General features: G+C 55.9%; 13 protein-coding genes. 2 read left to right on the top strand and 11 right to left on the bottom strand.

What is annotated here, in order from left to right; all coding sequences use genetic code 11:
• Positions 1-33: 33 nt before the first annotated feature.
• The 10 genes from E1H13_RS14235 to E1H13_RS14190 form a co-directional block, all read right to left on the bottom strand.
• Positions 34-327: a nitrogen fixation protein NifZ gene (locus E1H13_RS14235; protein WP_169614084.1), complete on the bottom strand. Its 294-nt coding sequence runs from the start codon at positions 325-327 to the stop codon at positions 34-36.
• An 86-nt stretch (positions 328-413) separates the two neighbouring features.
• Positions 414-1,985, bottom strand: a complete 1,572-nt coding sequence (nifK, locus tag E1H13_RS14230; RefSeq protein WP_169614083.1) for a nitrogenase molybdenum-iron protein subunit beta — start codon at positions 1,983-1,985, stop codon at positions 414-416.
• 182 nt (positions 1,986-2,167) lie between these two features.
• On the bottom strand, positions 2,168-3,610 hold the full coding sequence (gene nifD / locus E1H13_RS14225; protein ID WP_169614082.1) for a nitrogenase molybdenum-iron protein alpha chain: 1,443 nt from the start codon (positions 3,608-3,610) through the stop codon (positions 2,168-2,170).
• A gap of 124 nt (positions 3,611-3,734) precedes the next feature.
• The gene (gene nifH / locus E1H13_RS14220; RefSeq protein WP_169614081.1) at positions 3,735-4,607 is read right to left on the bottom strand and encodes a nitrogenase iron protein; all 873 of its coding nucleotides are present in this window, start codon (positions 4,605-4,607) and stop codon (positions 3,735-3,737) included.
• A gap of 289 nt (positions 4,608-4,896) precedes the next feature.
• On the bottom strand, positions 4,897-5,853 hold the full coding sequence (gene nifU, locus E1H13_RS14215) for a Fe-S cluster assembly protein NifU (RefSeq protein WP_169614080.1): 957 nt from the start codon (positions 5,851-5,853) through the stop codon (positions 4,897-4,899).
• A 158-nt stretch (positions 5,854-6,011) separates the two neighbouring features.
• The gene (gene nifS / locus E1H13_RS14210; protein WP_169614079.1) at positions 6,012-7,205 is read right to left on the bottom strand and encodes a cysteine desulfurase NifS; all 1,194 of its coding nucleotides are present in this window, start codon (positions 7,203-7,205) and stop codon (positions 6,012-6,014) included.
• A gap of 195 nt (positions 7,206-7,400) precedes the next feature.
• Complete coding sequence (locus tag E1H13_RS14205; RefSeq protein ID WP_169614078.1) at positions 7,401-7,778, bottom strand: 4Fe-4S dicluster domain-containing protein; 378 nt, start codon at positions 7,776-7,778, stop codon at positions 7,401-7,403.
• A 182-nt stretch (positions 7,779-7,960) separates the two neighbouring features.
• Positions 7,961-9,448 carry a nitrogenase cofactor biosynthesis protein NifB gene (gene nifB, locus E1H13_RS14200; protein WP_169614077.1) on the bottom strand — a complete coding sequence of 496 codons (1,488 nt, stop codon included), beginning with the start codon at positions 9,446-9,448 and terminating at the stop codon, positions 7,961-7,963.
• Complete coding sequence (locus E1H13_RS14195) at positions 9,336-9,617, bottom strand: hypothetical protein (protein ID WP_169614054.1); 282 nt, start codon at positions 9,615-9,617, stop codon at positions 9,336-9,338. The genes nifB and E1H13_RS14195 overlap by 113 nt, the downstream gene beginning before the upstream one ends.
• Positions 9,618-10,265: 648 nt before the next feature.
• Entirely contained in the window at positions 10,266-11,258 is a 993-nt protein-coding gene (locus E1H13_RS14190; protein WP_169614076.1) for a ligase-associated DNA damage response exonuclease, read from the bottom strand.
• A gap of 980 nt (positions 11,259-12,238) precedes the next feature.
• Between E1H13_RS14190 and pstB the strand changes: the two genes are divergently transcribed.
• Positions 12,239-13,045 (top strand): phosphate ABC transporter ATP-binding protein PstB, encoded by an 807-nt coding sequence (gene pstB / locus E1H13_RS14185; protein WP_169614075.1) that lies wholly within the window; start codon positions 12,239-12,241, stop codon positions 13,043-13,045.
• A gap of 258 nt (positions 13,046-13,303) precedes the next feature.
• Here the strand turns inward: pstB and E1H13_RS14180 are convergent, their stop codons facing one another.
• On the bottom strand, positions 13,304-13,717 hold the full coding sequence (locus E1H13_RS14180) for a hypothetical protein (RefSeq protein ID WP_169614074.1): 414 nt from the start codon (positions 13,715-13,717) through the stop codon (positions 13,304-13,306).
• 220 nt (positions 13,718-13,937) lie between these two features.
• On the opposite strand from E1H13_RS14180, the gene E1H13_RS14175 reads away from it, so the two are divergent.
• Entirely contained in the window at positions 13,938-14,633 is a 696-nt protein-coding gene (locus E1H13_RS14175) for a response regulator transcription factor (RefSeq protein ID WP_169614073.1), read from the top strand.
• Positions 14,634-15,207 lie beyond the last annotated feature (574 nt).

Here is a 15,207-nt window from a genome sequence, read left to right as displayed (position 1 = left end):
AAATTCAAAATTTAGAATTCAAAACTCAAAGCCTTACCATTCCGCTTGGGCAATCAGGGGAGCGCGATCTTCGGCACGTTCGAGTTCGATGCTGAGACAACCGACGACCTGGTTACTCTCTAAAAAATGCACTGAGTAAATGTAGGCCCGCTGCAGGTAGGTGCCAATGCCGATCACGTAACCAATGTCGTCTGGTTCGGCTAGCTTGTCCCCGATGTTTTTGCCGGGGAAGGTGCCATCATTGCGGATGACTTTTAACACTCGCACGCGATCGCCCAAATCAAACACAGGCGGAGAATCGAGTTCTATGGTGTCAGGGAGTTTCATGGCGAGGGAATGAAGTAGGTCAGGGAGCGGATGAGCGAGTGAGGGGTAGGGGCAGACCTGGGTGTCTGCCCTGGCTTCATCACCCCTTAGCGAATCAGGTCAAAGGAGATGTCTTTACCAACCACACCAGACTTGGCATCCGCTTCTTCCAGGAAGGCATTGACCAACCAGGTAATCTGATTTAGGGCACCCTGGTAACCAATGGTGGCGTAGCGGTGCATGTGGTGGCGATCGAAGATCGGGTAGCCAATGCGCAGCAGAGGAGTGCCCGTATCGCGGGAGAGGAACTTGCCGTAGGAATTACCAATTAGTAGATCCACCGGCTCTGTGAACAGTAAAGAGCGTAGGTGCCACAGATCCTTCCCGCACCAAACCGTGGCATCTTTGCCATAGGGGCTGGCGGCCAAAATCTCGCGGGCTTCCGCCTCAAAGGGCTCGTTCAGGGTGCCAGTCAGAACATGAACCGGCTCAGCGCCAAATTCCAGCAGCAGATTGATCAAGGTAATCACATGGTCAGGATCGCCATAGACCGCCACCCGCTTGCCATGCACCCAAGATTGAGAATCGGTCATGGCATCAATGGCTCGTCCCCGTTCCGCCTGCAACTCCTGGGGAATCGGCTTACCGGTAATGGCCGATAGGTTCATCAAGAACTCATCGGTACCCCGAATGCCAAAGGGCCGGAAGTTGTAGGTCTTCTGTCCCCCTTCCTTGGCCAGAAATTCCTGGCTCTTAGGGGTCGTGTACTTCTGGAAGAAGAAGCTACCTTCGGCATTGATGCTGTCGCCAGCCGCTTCCAGGGTGGTCAAGCCGTTGTACATTTTGAATTCGCCCGTATTGGGAGAATCAAAGGCATCGGAATTGTCCGACAGAATGGTGTGATCAATCCCGAACAAGTCCAGAATGCGCTTCAGTTCACGGGCATTGCCCACATAGGGATCAAAGCCCAGGTTGAAGTTGTACTTACCATTGGTAGTTTCGGCTTTTTTGTCCTTGGTAAGGGTGGTCAAAATCCCCTTCAACATGTTGTCGTAGCCCGTGATGTGGGACCCCACAAAGCTGGGGGTGTGGGCACAGGGCACCGGGAAATCGGTGGGAATGTGGCCATCATTTTTGGCGGTGGCAATATAGGCACCAATGTCATCCCCAATTACTTCGGCCATGCAGGTGGTGCACAGGGCGATCATTTTGGGTTTGTAGAGGGTGTAGGCATTTTCTAGACCCTGTTTCAGGTTGTTCAGCCCACCAAACACCGCCGCATCTTCGGTCATCGAAGAGGACACGGCCTGGAAGGGTTCTTTATAGTTCCGGGTCAAATGGCTCCGGAAATAGGCGACACACCCCTGGGAACCATGGCTATAGGGCAGGGTCTCTTCAAACCCAGCGGCCACAAACAAAGCTCCTAACGGTTGACAAGCTTTGGCTGGGTTAACCGTCAAAGATTCACGGGCAAAGTTCTTTTCCCGGTATTCCCAGGTCTTAGTCCATTCGCCAATTTCGGCAATTTTCTCAGGATCATGGGCTCCTTCAAACTGGCGCTTATAAGCGAATAACTCTTGGTACTCCTCTGTTTGGAATAGATCGAAGTGATCCTTAATTTTGCCTGGATCGTCGGTTCCACAGGGTGTTGGAATAGTGTTGTCAAGATTGTCAAGCATGGTGCTCTCCTTGGTGAGAGGGTGGATGGGCGGGTGGATGAGTGGGCGGGTGGATGAGTGGGCGGGTGAGCGGGTAGATGGGTAGGGGCAGACCCACGTGTCTGCCCGATACGTAGGATGGGCGGGGTGTAGAGGCAGACCCATCCACCCATCTACCCATCTACCCATCTACCCATCCACACCTAGGCCCAAGGGGTTTTAACCAGGCCCCAGGTGGGATTATTAATGGCTAAGTCCATATCCCGGGCAAAGACTTCAAAGCCTTCATAGCCGTGGTAGGGACCGGAGTAATCCCAGGAGTGCATCTGGCGGAAGGGTACGGCCATTTTTTGGAAGACGTACTTCTCTTTAACCCCAGAGGCAATCAAGTCGGGCTTGAGCTGTTTGGCAAACTCTTCAAATTCGTAGGCGCTGACGTCGTCGTAAATGATGGTGCCATCGTTCACATAGTCGAGGGTACGTTTGTAGTCATCTCCGTGGCCAAATTCATAGCCCGTGCCGATCACATTCATACCCAGGTCTTCAAAGGCGGGGATGACGTGGCGGGGGCGCAGACCACCCACCATAATCATCACCGTTTTGCCTTCCAAACGAGGTCGATATTTAGCGATAATTTGGTCTACCCGAGTCTGGTGAGCAGCGATCACCGCTTCCACGTTGGCCTGAATAACATCGTCAAACTGCTCGGCAATTTTGCGTAGAGATTTAGCAATTTGGGTTGGCCCAAAGAAGTTGTACTCCATCCAGCCAATACCGTACTTTTCTTCCATGAACCGGCAGATGTAGTTCATCGACCGATAGCAGTGGATCAGGTTAATTTTGGCCAGGGGGGTCATCACCACTTCGTTAAAGGTGCCATCTCCAGAGAAGTGACACAGCACCCGCAGACCGATCGCTTCCAGTAGTTTGCGGCTGGGCCAGGCATCTCCACCGATGTTGTAATCACCGATGATGTTGACGTCGTAGGGGCCGGGTTCAAAGCCTTCGGGCAGTTTGCGATATTCATCGGCCTTAGGCAGCACCCAGTCTCGCACGGTGTCGTTGGCAATGTGGTGACCTAACGACTGGGAAACCCCCCGGAAGCCTTCGCAGCGGACTGGAATTACAGGCTTGCCTGTATCTTTAGCCTTGGCCCGGGCAACCGCTTCAATGTCATCGCCGATTAGCCCAACGGGACATTCCGATTCAATCGTTACACCTTGATTGAGGGGGAAGAGGTCTTCGACTTCATCAATCAGTTTGGCCAACTTTTTGTCACCGCCAAATACAATGTCGCGCTCCTGGAAGTCGGAGGTGAATTGCATGGTACCAAAGCTATCCACTCCAGTGGTGCCAGTGTAATAATTACGCCGACCGGCCCAGGAGTAGTAGCCGCAACCCACAGGACCATGGCTGAGGTGAACCATATCTTTGATGGGGCCATAGACTACCCCTTTAGCGCCTGCAAAGGAACAGCCACGGGTGGTCATCACGCCGGGAACAGATTTTTTGTTGGATTTATTGCCGCAGTCTGATTCACCTTCAGCGTGAACATCTAAGTGCTTTGACCGCAGCTTTTTAGCTTTAGCAGGATAGGCCTCAAGCACCTCCTGAATCAGCTCTTTTCTATCGTCTACAGTAGTCATAATGCCCTCTCGGGTAGGGGTGGATGGGATGAGTGGGACGTCGGGAGAGATCCCAGGGGTCTTCTGGGCTGAACCAGTCAATTTGGCCATTGGTCAAGATCCCTGGGATCTGCTGCAACGGAACCTAGACAGTAGCAACGGCTTCTTGAGCTAAAGCCTCCTGATATTTTTCGTCGCTGTCGAGGATGCCGAATTCAATCAACAACTCTTCCAGTTCGTCCATGGAGATGGGGGTTGGAATGGTGAGATTTTTGTTGTTGATGATCTTGTCAGCCAGGGCCGTATACTCTTTAGCTTGGTTGCTTTCGGGAGCATACTCATTCACCGTCATCCGGCGTAGTTCCGCGTGCTGCACCACATTGTCCCGGGGCACAAAGTGAATCATCTGGGTGTTGAGTCTTCTGGCTAGTTCTTCAATCAGCTCAACTTCTTTGTCGGTATTCCGGCTGTTGCAGATCAGGCCGCCCAGGCGCACGCCGCCGGATTGGGCATACTTGAGTACACCTCGAGCGATGTTGTTGGCTGCATACATGGCCATCATTTCGCCAGAAACCACGATGTAGATCTCCTGGGCTTTGCCTTCCCGAATGGGCATGGCGAAACCACCGCAAACTACATCGCCCAGTACGTCATAGGAGACGAAATCCAGGTCTTCGTAAGCGCCTTCTTCTTCCAGGAAGTTGATGGCGGTGATGATGCCCCGACCGGCACAACCCACACCGGGTTCTGGACCGCCAGACTCGACGCACTTGACGCCGCGATAGCCTTCTTGCAGCACTTGCTCAAGTTCGACATCTTCAACGGCACCGAGTTCGGCGGCCAGTTGCAGCACAGAAGTTTGAGCTTTGCTATGGAGCATCAAACGAGTGGAATCTGCTTTCGGGTCGCAGCCCACAATCATAATCCGTTGGCCCTGTTCGGCCATAGCGGCCAGGGTGTTTTGGGAGGTGGTGGATTTACCGATACCGCCTTTTCCGTAAAATGCAATCTGTCGCATGGGGAGATTTCTCCTAGGTTTGAAATTTGGGTCTGAGGGGAATGAACGTTCGTAAGCTTGGATCAGGCGAGGGCCTGGGGGTTGGCCGGTGGGTCGCGTCCGGCGTGGGGAGGGGAAGGGTGCATGGGTGGATGGGTGGATGGGTGGATGGGTGGATGGGTAGGGGGTGGATGGTTCCCCTCTTGGGAGGGGCTAGGGGTGGGTCTGGGGGAAATTTTGGATTGGCGATTTTGGATTTTGGTGGTTCCGGTTCCCCTCTCCCTTGGGGAGAGGGGTTAGGGGTGAGGGCCTAAATCGCCTCAACCACGAGGGAGGGCAGCACCAAATCCTTCAACTTGGCTTCGATCGCATATTTCAGCGTCTCTGTGCTGCTGGGGCAGGACCCGCAGGCGCCTTGGAGTTTGACCAGGACGCGATCGCCTTCCAGGTCGTGCAGGCTGACATCACCGCCGTCGGCCAGCAGTAGGGGACGGACTTCTTTGTCCAGAACGGTCTGGATCAGGGTGATTTTTTGCAGATTGGTTAGGGGAGGGGAGGGGTAGGTGGGTGGATGCCTGTCCTGAGCGAAGTCGAAGGAGGGGGATGGGTGGATGGGTAGGGGTTGAGTGCGCTGTTCTCTGGCGACGGCGAGTTGGGCGGCGGCTCGGATGGTTTCGCCGGATTGTTGAGCGTCCAGAATCAGGTCTTCGATGCCGGCCAGGCAGGAGCCACAGCCGCCTCCGGCTTTGACGTAGTTGGTGACTTGCTCCACGGTGGTCAGGTCGTTTTCAGCGATCGCCCGGCGGATTTTCTTTTCCGAAATGCCGTAGCAGGTGCAGATCAGGGTGCCGTCATCATCGTCGTGGTGCTCGATGGCGATGCCGCGATACTTGTAGATCGCTGCCTCCAGGGCTTCCTGGCCCATCACCGAGCAGTGCATTTTGGCCTCCGGCAGGCCCCCCAGGAAGTCAGCGATGTCGTGGTTGGTGATGTGCAGCGCCTGATCGAGGGTTTTGCCTTTAATGATTTCGGTCAGGGCCGAGGAGGAGGCGATCGCACTGGTGCAGCCAAAGGTCTGAAACCGGGCATCTAGAATGCTATCCGTGGATAGCTGAATCTTCAGGTGCAGCCTGAGGGCATCGCCGCAGGCAATGCTGCCCACTTCCCCAAAGACCACCGTCACATCTGGCTCCTGGGGGTCGTCAATGGCGCCCTGGTTGAGGGGGTTGTAGAAGAGTTCGAGTACCTTTTCGGAGTAGTCCCACATGGCGGTTTCGGGGGATAGGGGTGGATGGGTAGGGGGGTGGATGGGTAAGGGGTGAGGGGTGAGGGGGTGGATGGGTAGGGGGTGGATGGGTAGGGGGTGGATGGATGATGGACAGAATCAGCTCATCCACTCATCCACTCATCCACCCATCCACCCATCTACGTCGCCAAAGCAACATCTCGCTCCTGCAACCACCCCGCCTGATCATCGTTAAAGGGCGACAGGGCGCGCAGGCGTTCAACGATATCGGGCATGACGGTGAGCACCTGACGGATGTCGGCTTCGGTGGTGTAGCGGGAGAGGCTAAACCGGATGGAGCCGTGCAGGATGGTGTAAGGCAGGCCCATGGCGGTGAGCACATGGGAGGGATCGAGGCTGCCGGAGGTGCAGGCGGAGCCGGAGGAGGCGCAGATGCCCTCGCGGTTGAGCATGAACAGGATGGCCTCCCCTTCGATGTATTTGAAGCCGATATTGGTAGTGTTAGGGAGGCGGGGAGCACCGCCGCCGTTGACCACGGTGTCGGGGATGGTGGCCAGCAGGCCGTACTCCAGCATGTCCCGCAGTTCGGCCTCGCGCCTGACGTTTACCAGATGGGTCTGGGCCAGTTCTGCCGCTTTGCCCAGGGCCACAATGCCCGGCACGTTGTGGGTGCCGGCCCGGCGGCCCCGCTCCTGGTGGCCCCCCATCAGGAAGGGGCGGAAGCGGAATCCTTTGCGCACATACAGGGCACCGATGCCCTTGGGGGCATGGAGCTTGTGGCCCGAGAGGGTGAGCAAATCGATGGGGCTGCTGGTCAGGTTGAGGGGCACTTTGCCCACCGCCTGGACAGCATCGACATGGAAGGTGGCACCGTAGGCTTTGGCGATCGCGCCAATCTGCTCCACCGGAAAAATCACCCCAGTTTCGTTGTTGGCCACCATGGTGGTGACCAGGGCGGTGCCGCCAGTCATCGCCGCTTCCAGCTCCACCAGGTCTAGCTCACCCCGCTCGTCTACCGACAGGTAGGTCACGGTGTAGCCCTTCTTCTCCAGGTGCTTGCACACCGCCAGGATGGCCGGGTGCTCCACCGCTGTGGTGACAATGTGCCGCTTCTCCGGCTGAGCCGCCAAGGCCGCATGGATAGCGGTGTTATTACCCTCACTGCCGCAGCTGTTAAAGATAATTTCCGTCGGCTCAGCCCCCAGCAGGTTAGCCACCTGTTCGCGGGCCTGTTCGATCACGGCTCCGACTTGGCCGCCAAAGCTGTGCATCGACGAGGGATTGCCGTAGAGCTCGCTTAGGTAGGGCAGCATCGCCGCCAGGACCTCGGGGTCGGTGCGGGTGGTGGCGTTGTTGTCGAGATAAGTAACCATGGCGCTTGGGTGAGTGGGTGGGCGGGTGGATGGGGGGATGGGTGGGCGGGTGATGGGGTGATGGGTGGATGGGTGGATGGGGTGATGGGGTGATGGGGTGATGGGGTAGCGTAGGGTGCATTCGCGAAGCAATGCACCATTGCGGGAATCTCGAACCACATCAATTCCGTCAACTGGAAATGCCGTCAATCGGAATCACACCGTCGTCGCCTGCAATCGCTGCACGGCCTGGGCATAGCCGTCAAACCAGTCGTGCCAATAGCCCAACTCCTGCACCCCCTGAAGTCTGGCCACCATCCGGGTATAGGTGGCAAACCAAGACTCCCAGTAGTCCCCTGAGGTCTCAGAGATGGAGGTGAGCGGGACCGCCGTTGCTCCGGTAGCTAGGGGCACACAGCCCTCATTGGTGGGACAGGAGGCCCAGCACTGGGGCACCCCGTGGGAGCCCTGGCACTGGTTACAGCGATCGATCTGAATCCAGAAGGCTAGGCCATCGGTCTGAATCGCTCCGGTGGGGCAGGCGGAGAGGCAGCGCTGGCAACCGATACAGTTTTGGGTAATGGTGTAGGTCATGGGAGCCTCCGGGGGTGAGGGGGTGAGGGGGTGAGGGGGTGAGGGGGTGGGCGGGTGGATGGGTGGATGGGGTAGTTCTGTTTCCCCTCCTTGGAGGGGCTAGGGGGATTTTGGATTGGGGATTTTGGATTTTGGAGGGGATTGGTCAATCCGAAATCTGAAATCCAAAATCTAAAATTGGCCTACCGTTTCAGCACATGCTCGTCGTAAAACTGCCGGGCCACGGTTTCAATTACGTCGTAGGCTTCGACCACTACCAGGCCCGCTTTCTGCAACTGTTTGCTGGGGCAGGGGCCAATTTTGGCCGCTAGCACCGCTTTGCAGTCGGCAATGGTGTCGATGATGCCGGTCAGCATCGCCTCTTCGCCATAGCCGCCCTGGCAGTAGTCGGCCACTTTGCGATGGCTGATGAACTTAGCGCCAGCAGCGTCCACTTCGTAGATCATGAATTCCTTAGCATGGCCGAAGTGCTGGTTGACGATGCCGCCGCCCTTGGTGGCTACGGCCACTAGCACCTTAGGCGAAGCCTCCGACAGGCTGCCGGGGATGCGGGCAGAGGCTTCTTTCTTGGCCTCGACGGCGGCTTTGGCCTGCTCGATGCCCAGGTGTACCGCCTGGCGGGTTTCCAGGCTGTAGTCCACCGGCATGTCCATGAACTTCTGCTTGGTAAATTCCTGGCTGCGGTCTTCCCCTAGCAGGCCCACGGCATCGGCTCGGCACTGACGGCAGTGGCGCATCAGCTTCAGGTTGCCGGCGCAATTGTCTTGCACCTGCTTGAGTTCTTTGGGGTTGGGGCCGCGCTGACCGTTGAGGCCGAAGTAGGTGCCATGTTCGGGGGCCGAAATCAAGGGCATGATATTGTGCAGAAACGCACCCCGTTCCCGAATCGCCGCATTCACTTCTGGCATGTGCTCGTCATTGATGCCGGGAATGAGTACCGAGTTGACTTTGCAAAGGATGTCCGCTTCTTTCAGGGCCTGCAGACCTTCCATCTGACGTTCGTGGAGGATGCGGACGCCGTCAATACCTCGGTAGCGCTTGCGGCGATAGTGGACCCAGGGGTAAATTTTCTCGCCAATGGTGGGGTCCACCATATTAATCGTGATGGTGACGTGGTCGATATTCAGGGCTTTGATGCGGTCTACATAGTCCGGCAGCATCAGGCCGTTGGTGGAGAGGCAGAGCTTGATATCGGGCGCTTGTTCGGCAATTAACTCAAAGGTGCGGAAGGTATGTTCCGGGTTGGCCAGGGGGTCGCCGGGGCCAGCAATGCCCAGTACGGTCATTTGGGGAATTTTGCCCGCCACCACTAGCACCTTGTGAGCCGCTTCTTCGGGGGTAAGTAGTTCGCTGACGACACCGGGGCGGCTTTCGTTGGCACAGTCGTATTTGCGGTTGCAGTAGTTGCACTGAATGTTGCAAGCAGGAGCCACCGCCACATGCATGCGGGCATAGTGGTGGTGGGCGGCTTCGCTATAGCAGGGATGCTGTTCAATGCGGGCTCTCATGCGATCGCTGAGAGCGGTATCAGTTTTGGTGGTGCAGCCAGTGGTACTGCTACAGCCGCCGCCCGCCGGTTTGACCATGGTTTTGGTTTTGGTCAGGGTAATGTCCAGCTCGGGCGTCGCAACAGGCGCGGAAGGCAGGGCAGAGGAGGGCGGTGGCGTCATGGGTTTGGGGAGGTAGGGGGGTTAGGGAGTGGATGGGTGGATGAGGAAAGGGGTAGATGGGTGGGTGGGTGGATGGGTGTTGGGTTCCGGGTGTAGGGCATTGCCCACCGGTTTGGAATTGCCGCCGCTGGCCGATGGGTGGCCCCCAAATCAGGGGAGCAGAACCCATCAGTCAGTGCACCTTGTGTTCACAACCAAAACGATTTCTTGAGGGAGGGTGGTGTGGGTTGAAATCGTCTTAGCTAGTCGATCGCTGAGGGAGTATTACACGGACAGGCAAAGCGACGGGAGAAATAGGCTTAAACCAGCCAAGGTTATCGCTGCTATCTGTGAATGCCTCGGTACTTAACGTTCGAGTAACACTGGGGTGCTCGGCGTTGAAAGAGTTATAGCAACGGGGCGATCGCAGCAGCGAAAGAACCAACCGATAGGATTTATTGAATTATTAGCGCTGTACTCAGTCGCCGAAACCCTTGCTAATACTGGCAAAAATTTTTTTTAGGATCGGGGGTACGAGTGTTTTATTTACCCAGACCTTGCTTTTTATTTAGCTGATTCGGTATTTGTGTACTCAGCTACACCCCCCATAAATAGGGGACTTTCCATAAAATCAAGCTGTCAGTAAAGCTCTCTTTTGAGTACTCAAAACCTACTATTTAGAGTAAACAGATACAGAATGAAATGTCTGAATTAGTTGATCAAATATTAAACTGTATCAAGTTTATCCATTACCTAAATATAATGGTAATTAATGCAACTGTTCAAGCTTAAGAAATGTTACCGTCTGATTCCATAGCACGTCCAGCTGGGATTGGGTTTAAATATCCCCTTCCCCCTCAAACAGGGTTTCCAGGGGCATTGCTTCCACCGCAAGGGCTTCCCGCAAATACCGGGCGACGGCCTCCGATTGCCCGTGGGTGACATATACCGTCTTAGCGCCCGTGTCTTTGACTGTCTGAATCAGCCCTGGCCAGTCCGCATGGTCTGACAGCACAAAACCCCGCTCGTAGCCCCGCCGTCGCCGGGCTCCCCGCACCGCCATCCAGCCCGAGGCAAAAGCGGTCTGGGGATGCTTGAACCGCTTCATCCAGCTGGACCGATGCCCTGAGGGGGGCGACAACACCAAGTCCCCCTGGTAGGTGTGATTGCGGGGCATATCAGCAGTGGGGATAGTGGGCAGCATGGCCACCCCCTGGTCGCGGTATACCTGGTTAATGGTCTCGATCGCCCCATGGACATAAACTGGGCGATCGCACAACTGGGTGAGCTCGCTTAAAATTCGCTGGGCCTTACCAAAGGCGTAGCAAAACAAAATTGAAGGGCGATCTAAGTCCCCCTGCCACCAGTCATAGATGCGGCGGGCAATCTCATCTCCCCTGTCCCAACGATAGATGGGCAGCCCAAAGGTGGCCTCGGTGATGAACGTGTCACAGGGCACCACTTCAAACGGGGTGCAAGAGGGATCCGCACAGCGTTTGTAGTCCCCTGAAACTACCCACACCTGATCTTTGCATTCCACCCGAATTTGGGCTGACCCCAGCACATGCCCCGCCGGATGAAACGACACCCAGGTTTGGCCGAGCTTGACTGGCTCCCCATAGATCACCCCTTGCAGATGGATATCATTCCCCAGGCGCTGGCGCAGTATCCCTTCCGACTGAGCCGTAGCGATGTAATGGGCGGATCCAGACCGGGCGTGGTCACTGTGGGCGTGGGTAATTAAAGCGGTGTCTACCCCACGCCAGGGGTCAATGAAGAAATCTCCCTGCTCGCAGTACAGCCCCTCTGGGCGAACCGTAATCAACGCCATGGCCTTCCATCATACGACTTGTCTATGATGACGCATTGGAACAAGAGATCTCCATAGCATCATGGCTGAAGGTCTCAGGGGCTAGGTCTCAGGGGCTAGGTCTCAGGGGCTAGTAGTCTGTCAAAACTAGAAATTAGGATTAGGATAAGTGCTTTGCAAAAGCCTTTTATCTTCAGCGGGGTTGCCCCAATACAGCAAGCATTACCTTCCCCTCCCTGGGCTACCGTGTATACACATCTCGGCCCTCACCCCCAAGCCCTCTGGGCAGGCTACGCCAACAATCCCCCTCTCCCAAAAATGGGCGTAGCTTCCTTCTCGAAGAGTGGGGGAGGCCAGACAAGGCTTTCCGGCTCCCCTTCTTCCGTCCTGGGAGTAGGCCGTAGGACGCGCGTAGCAGGGGTTGGGGGATGTAAAGCTTGCTCTTCCCGCAGGGTGGGAAAAGCCCTGGCGGCAAAGGTTCTGGGACTTATGTGTACACAATAGCCTCCCTGGGAGGGGTGCCTGCGCGAACAGCACAGGCCTACCAAGGAGGGAATTTCGGACCTTAATGATGCCAAATCTCTACAGATGCCAACCCTAAAATTGAAACTCGATGCTGCCCTAGACTCGTTCATTAATCATTCGTTAACCTTTCATTAACGCCATCACAATCTTGCCCCAAAGGGCTATTAACCCTGATCCGATATACTTTATAGATATTGGTAAGCTTGTTCTTCTTGTCCTTTTGATGTCCTTTTTTAGCTGCTATTTTGGTTCACAAATTTCCGGCCACCTGTCAATACTTGCTGCCAATCAAACTATTGTGCTAATGGTGATGCTGCTGATCCATGTCAGGACTGAAATCACCTCGGCTCTGGGGCATTTGCTTGGATACTTGTCTGTAGCAACCGTCCGGCGGCCATTCAACGCCCTATCCTAATCTGTGCCCCCGATTCAAAAATTTTGTTGCTTTAGATTTATTGCTTTAGAGAGCTACCACCATGGTTTCTGATACATCGAGCCCGACCATGACTGAGACTGTTTTGCGTGCTAAAGACCTGAACGTTTACTATGGTTCGGCCTTAGCCGTTCGAGACACGTCTCTAGATATTTTGCCTCGGGAAATCGTCGCCCTGATCGGTCCTTCTGGGTGTGGTAAGAGCACAGTCCTACGGTGCTTCAACCGCACTAACGATCTGATTCCTGGGGCCCGGGTTGAGGGCCATGTCAGCTACCATAGCCAAGACCTCTATGGCGACAACATTGACCCGGTGGAGGTACGCCGTCGCATTGGCATGGTGTTCCAAAAGCCCAATCCTTTCCATAAGTCAATCTACGAAAACATTGCCTTTGGGGCTCGGCTGAATGGCTTTAAAGGAGACATGGATGAGCTGGTCGAGCGCTCTTTACGTCGAGCGGTGCTGTGGGATGAGGTCAAAGACAAACTGAAGTCCAGCGGCCTATCCCTGTCCGGAGGGCAGCAGCAGCGTCTCTGTATTGCCCGCGCGATCGCCATCGAGCCAGAGGTAATCCTGATGGATGAGCCCTGCTCAGCCCTCGATCCTATCTCTACCATCCAGATTGAAGAACTGATGAAGGATCTGGTACAGAAGTACACCATCATCATTGTCACCCACAACATGCAGCAGGCCTCCCGGGTTGCCGATAGAACCGCCTTCTTTAACGCTGAGGCTACCGAAGGTGGCCATAAGGTGGGCTATCTGGTGGAATACGATACCACCGAAAAGATCTTCAATGACCCCCGTGAACAGTTCACCCGCGATTATGTGTCTGGCCGTTTCGGCTAGTACTCTGAGGCAGAAATAAGAGGCAGAAATAACAGGTCTCGCTAGAGCGGCAGACCCTGCGCGGCCTAGAGTCCCCGTTCTGCCTGTTACTCACGAGCGTAGCTCTACTGCCTTCATAACTTCTGCCTTGATGTAAGTACATGGACACAATTACGGACTGATCCTTGATCCGGCCTTCGACTCCGCTCAGGCCTCGTTGCTGGTTGAGCGGAGTCGAAACCAGCAACGTTGAGCCCTTTATTTTTGTCCACCTACTGACTAGGGTAATTCTGGGGCAGGGGAGGCATTTTCGTAGCGCATCAGCCGTCGGATCAGCTCTGGGGATACCTTCAGCTGGTTGCCGAGTTCCACCTCAAGCTCTGAGGGGGTATCTAGGGGCAGTAAGAACTGCAAGGTGCGGGGTACGGGCTTGACCACAAGCACCTCCACCCGGGTGAAGGGCAGGTCGTTATTGAGCACCGCCCGAGCGCTCAGCAAGCCGTGGTCCTGGACGGCGGTATTGGGCGTTAGGGTTAGGGGTGCGATCGCCCGATTAGATGCCTGTAAGTATTGATTAGTCCAGACTTGGCCCAACAGCCAAAACCCTACCCCCAACAACCCTAGGGGTAGCCAAAATTCAATGCCGCAGCGGGCTAACAGTTGCTTCACAGGCAAAGGCCAATATCGGTTCATGGCGTGATTATCCCTGAGTATCCCTAAAAACCTATGGCCTGCGAGTCACGATCACTCTAGTACCTGTCACTCTAGTGCAGCCCGGCGTTAATCAGCCCACCCTCCCCGGCACCTGAGCCCCGACACCTGACGCCAGGAGAAAAATAGCTACATTGACGCCGCAGAGTACTAGTAACATAGAGTTAGTCTAGCGATTGAGTCATGGGGATCAACAGGTCTTATGCGTATCTTGTTGGCGGAAGACAATTTAGATCAGCTCCAGCCCATGCAGATTGCCTTGGAGCAGGCTAATCACATTGTTGACTCAGCTACCGACGGCGCCACCGCCGACTGGTTGCTGTCCACCAATACCTACGACCTGCTCATCCTCGACTGGATGCTACCCCAAATCAGCGGCATTGACCTTTGCCGCCGTTACCGTCAGCAGGGGGGGGGCGCCCCAGTGCTGATGATCACCGCCCGTGGCGGACTCCAAGACCGGATTGATGGCCTCGACGCCGGGGCCGATGACTATTTAGTAAAGCCCGTCAGCCTGCTCGAACTCGTGGCTCGGGTGCGGGCCTTGGGGCGACGGGTACCCCAATGGCAGGGAGATATCCTGTCCCTCGGGGATCTGTACCTGCACCTACACAGCCTGGAACTAGAGCGAGACAACCAACGGATCAAGCTATCTAAACGGGAATTCCAACTACTGGAGTACCTACTGCGCCATCCCCACCAGGTGCTTTCTCACAACCAACTGGAGCAAGCCCTGTGGGCTGTGGGCAGCGAGCCAGAGAGTAATGCCCTGCCAAAGCTGGTGCGACGACTGCGATCGCGCCTCAAACCCCTGGGTGCCGACAGCTACATCGAAACCATCTACGGCATGGGCTATCGGCTCAGCATTCCCGCTTCCCAGGTTCAGACACCGGGGTGACGGGGGAGAGGTAGGGAGATGGGGAGATAGGGAGATGGGGAGATGGGGAGATGGGGAGATGGGGAGGTGGGGAGGTGAAGAGGGGGGAAACTTTGAATTTTGCAAGTCCTTGGGACAAGCTGAGTGCCAAGCACTCGCTTCGTGAACGCCTACGCGAAGGGTCTGCGGAGGATAAGTTTTGGACTAGAGCACTGCTGAAAGAACTCAAAATTCAAAACTAAACACTCAAAACTATTTACCCCAACACCCCTACCCTGCGGGAAGCCGCTCCGCGTCTATACTCCTTCACCCATCCACCCATCCACCCATCCACTCTACCCTTCGGGAAGCCGCTCCGCGTCTACCACCCATCCACCCTACCCTTCGGGAAGCCGCTCCGCGTCTACCACCCATCCACCCTACCCTTCGGGAAGCCGCTCCGCGTCTACCACCCATCCACCCTACCCTTCGGGAAGCCGCTCCGCGTCTACCACCCATCCACCCTACCCTTCGGGAAGCCGCTCCGCGTCTACCACCCATCCACCCATCCACCCATCCACTCCCCCACCCATCCACTCCCCCCCCTCCCCCCTCC

The sequence above is a fragment of the Nodosilinea sp. P-1105 genome, from assembly GCF_012911975.1.
In the GTDB taxonomy this organism is placed as follows: domain Bacteria; phylum Cyanobacteriota; class Cyanobacteriia; order Phormidesmidales; family Phormidesmidaceae; genus Nodosilinea.
The sequence above is the reverse complement of the archived record's forward strand: the minus strand, read 5'-3'. Positions and strand labels throughout refer to the sequence as shown.

Coding starts and splice junctions, on each gene's coding strand:
- E1H13_RS14235 (WP_169614084.1), bottom strand. CDS start 327: ATGAAACTCCCTGACACCATAGAACTCGATTCTCCGCCTGTGTTTGAT.
- nifK (WP_169614083.1), bottom strand. CDS start 1,985: ATGCTTGACAATCTTGACAACACTATTCCAACACCCTGTGGAACCGAC.
- nifD (WP_169614082.1), bottom strand. CDS start 3,610: ATGACTACTGTAGACGATAGAAAAGAGCTGATTCAGGAGGTGCTTGAG.
- nifH (WP_169614081.1), bottom strand. CDS start 4,607: ATGCGACAGATTGCATTTTACGGAAAAGGCGGTATCGGTAAATCCACC.
- nifU (WP_169614080.1), bottom strand. CDS start 5,853: ATGTGGGACTACTCCGAAAAGGTACTCGAACTCTTCTACAACCCCCTC.
- nifS (WP_169614079.1), bottom strand. CDS start 7,205: ATGGTTACTTATCTCGACAACAACGCCACCACCCGCACCGACCCCGAG.
- E1H13_RS14205 (WP_169614078.1), bottom strand. CDS start 7,778: ATGACCTACACCATTACCCAAAACTGTATCGGTTGCCAGCGCTGCCTC.
- nifB (WP_169614077.1), bottom strand. CDS start 9,448: ATGACGCCACCGCCCTCCTCTGCCCTGCCTTCCGCGCCTGTTGCGACG.
- E1H13_RS14195 (WP_169614054.1), bottom strand. CDS start 9,617: ATGGGTTCTGCTCCCCTGATTTGGGGGCCACCCATCGGCCAGCGGCGG.
- E1H13_RS14190 (WP_169614076.1), bottom strand. CDS start 11,258: ATGGCGTTGATTACGGTTCGCCCAGAGGGGCTGTACTGCGAGCAGGGA.
- pstB (WP_169614075.1), top strand. CDS start 12,239: ATGGTTTCTGATACATCGAGCCCGACCATGACTGAGACTGTTTTGCGT.
- E1H13_RS14180 (WP_169614074.1), bottom strand. CDS start 13,717: ATGAACCGATATTGGCCTTTGCCTGTGAAGCAACTGTTAGCCCGCTGC.
- E1H13_RS14175 (WP_169614073.1), top strand. CDS start 13,938: ATGCGTATCTTGTTGGCGGAAGACAATTTAGATCAGCTCCAGCCCATG.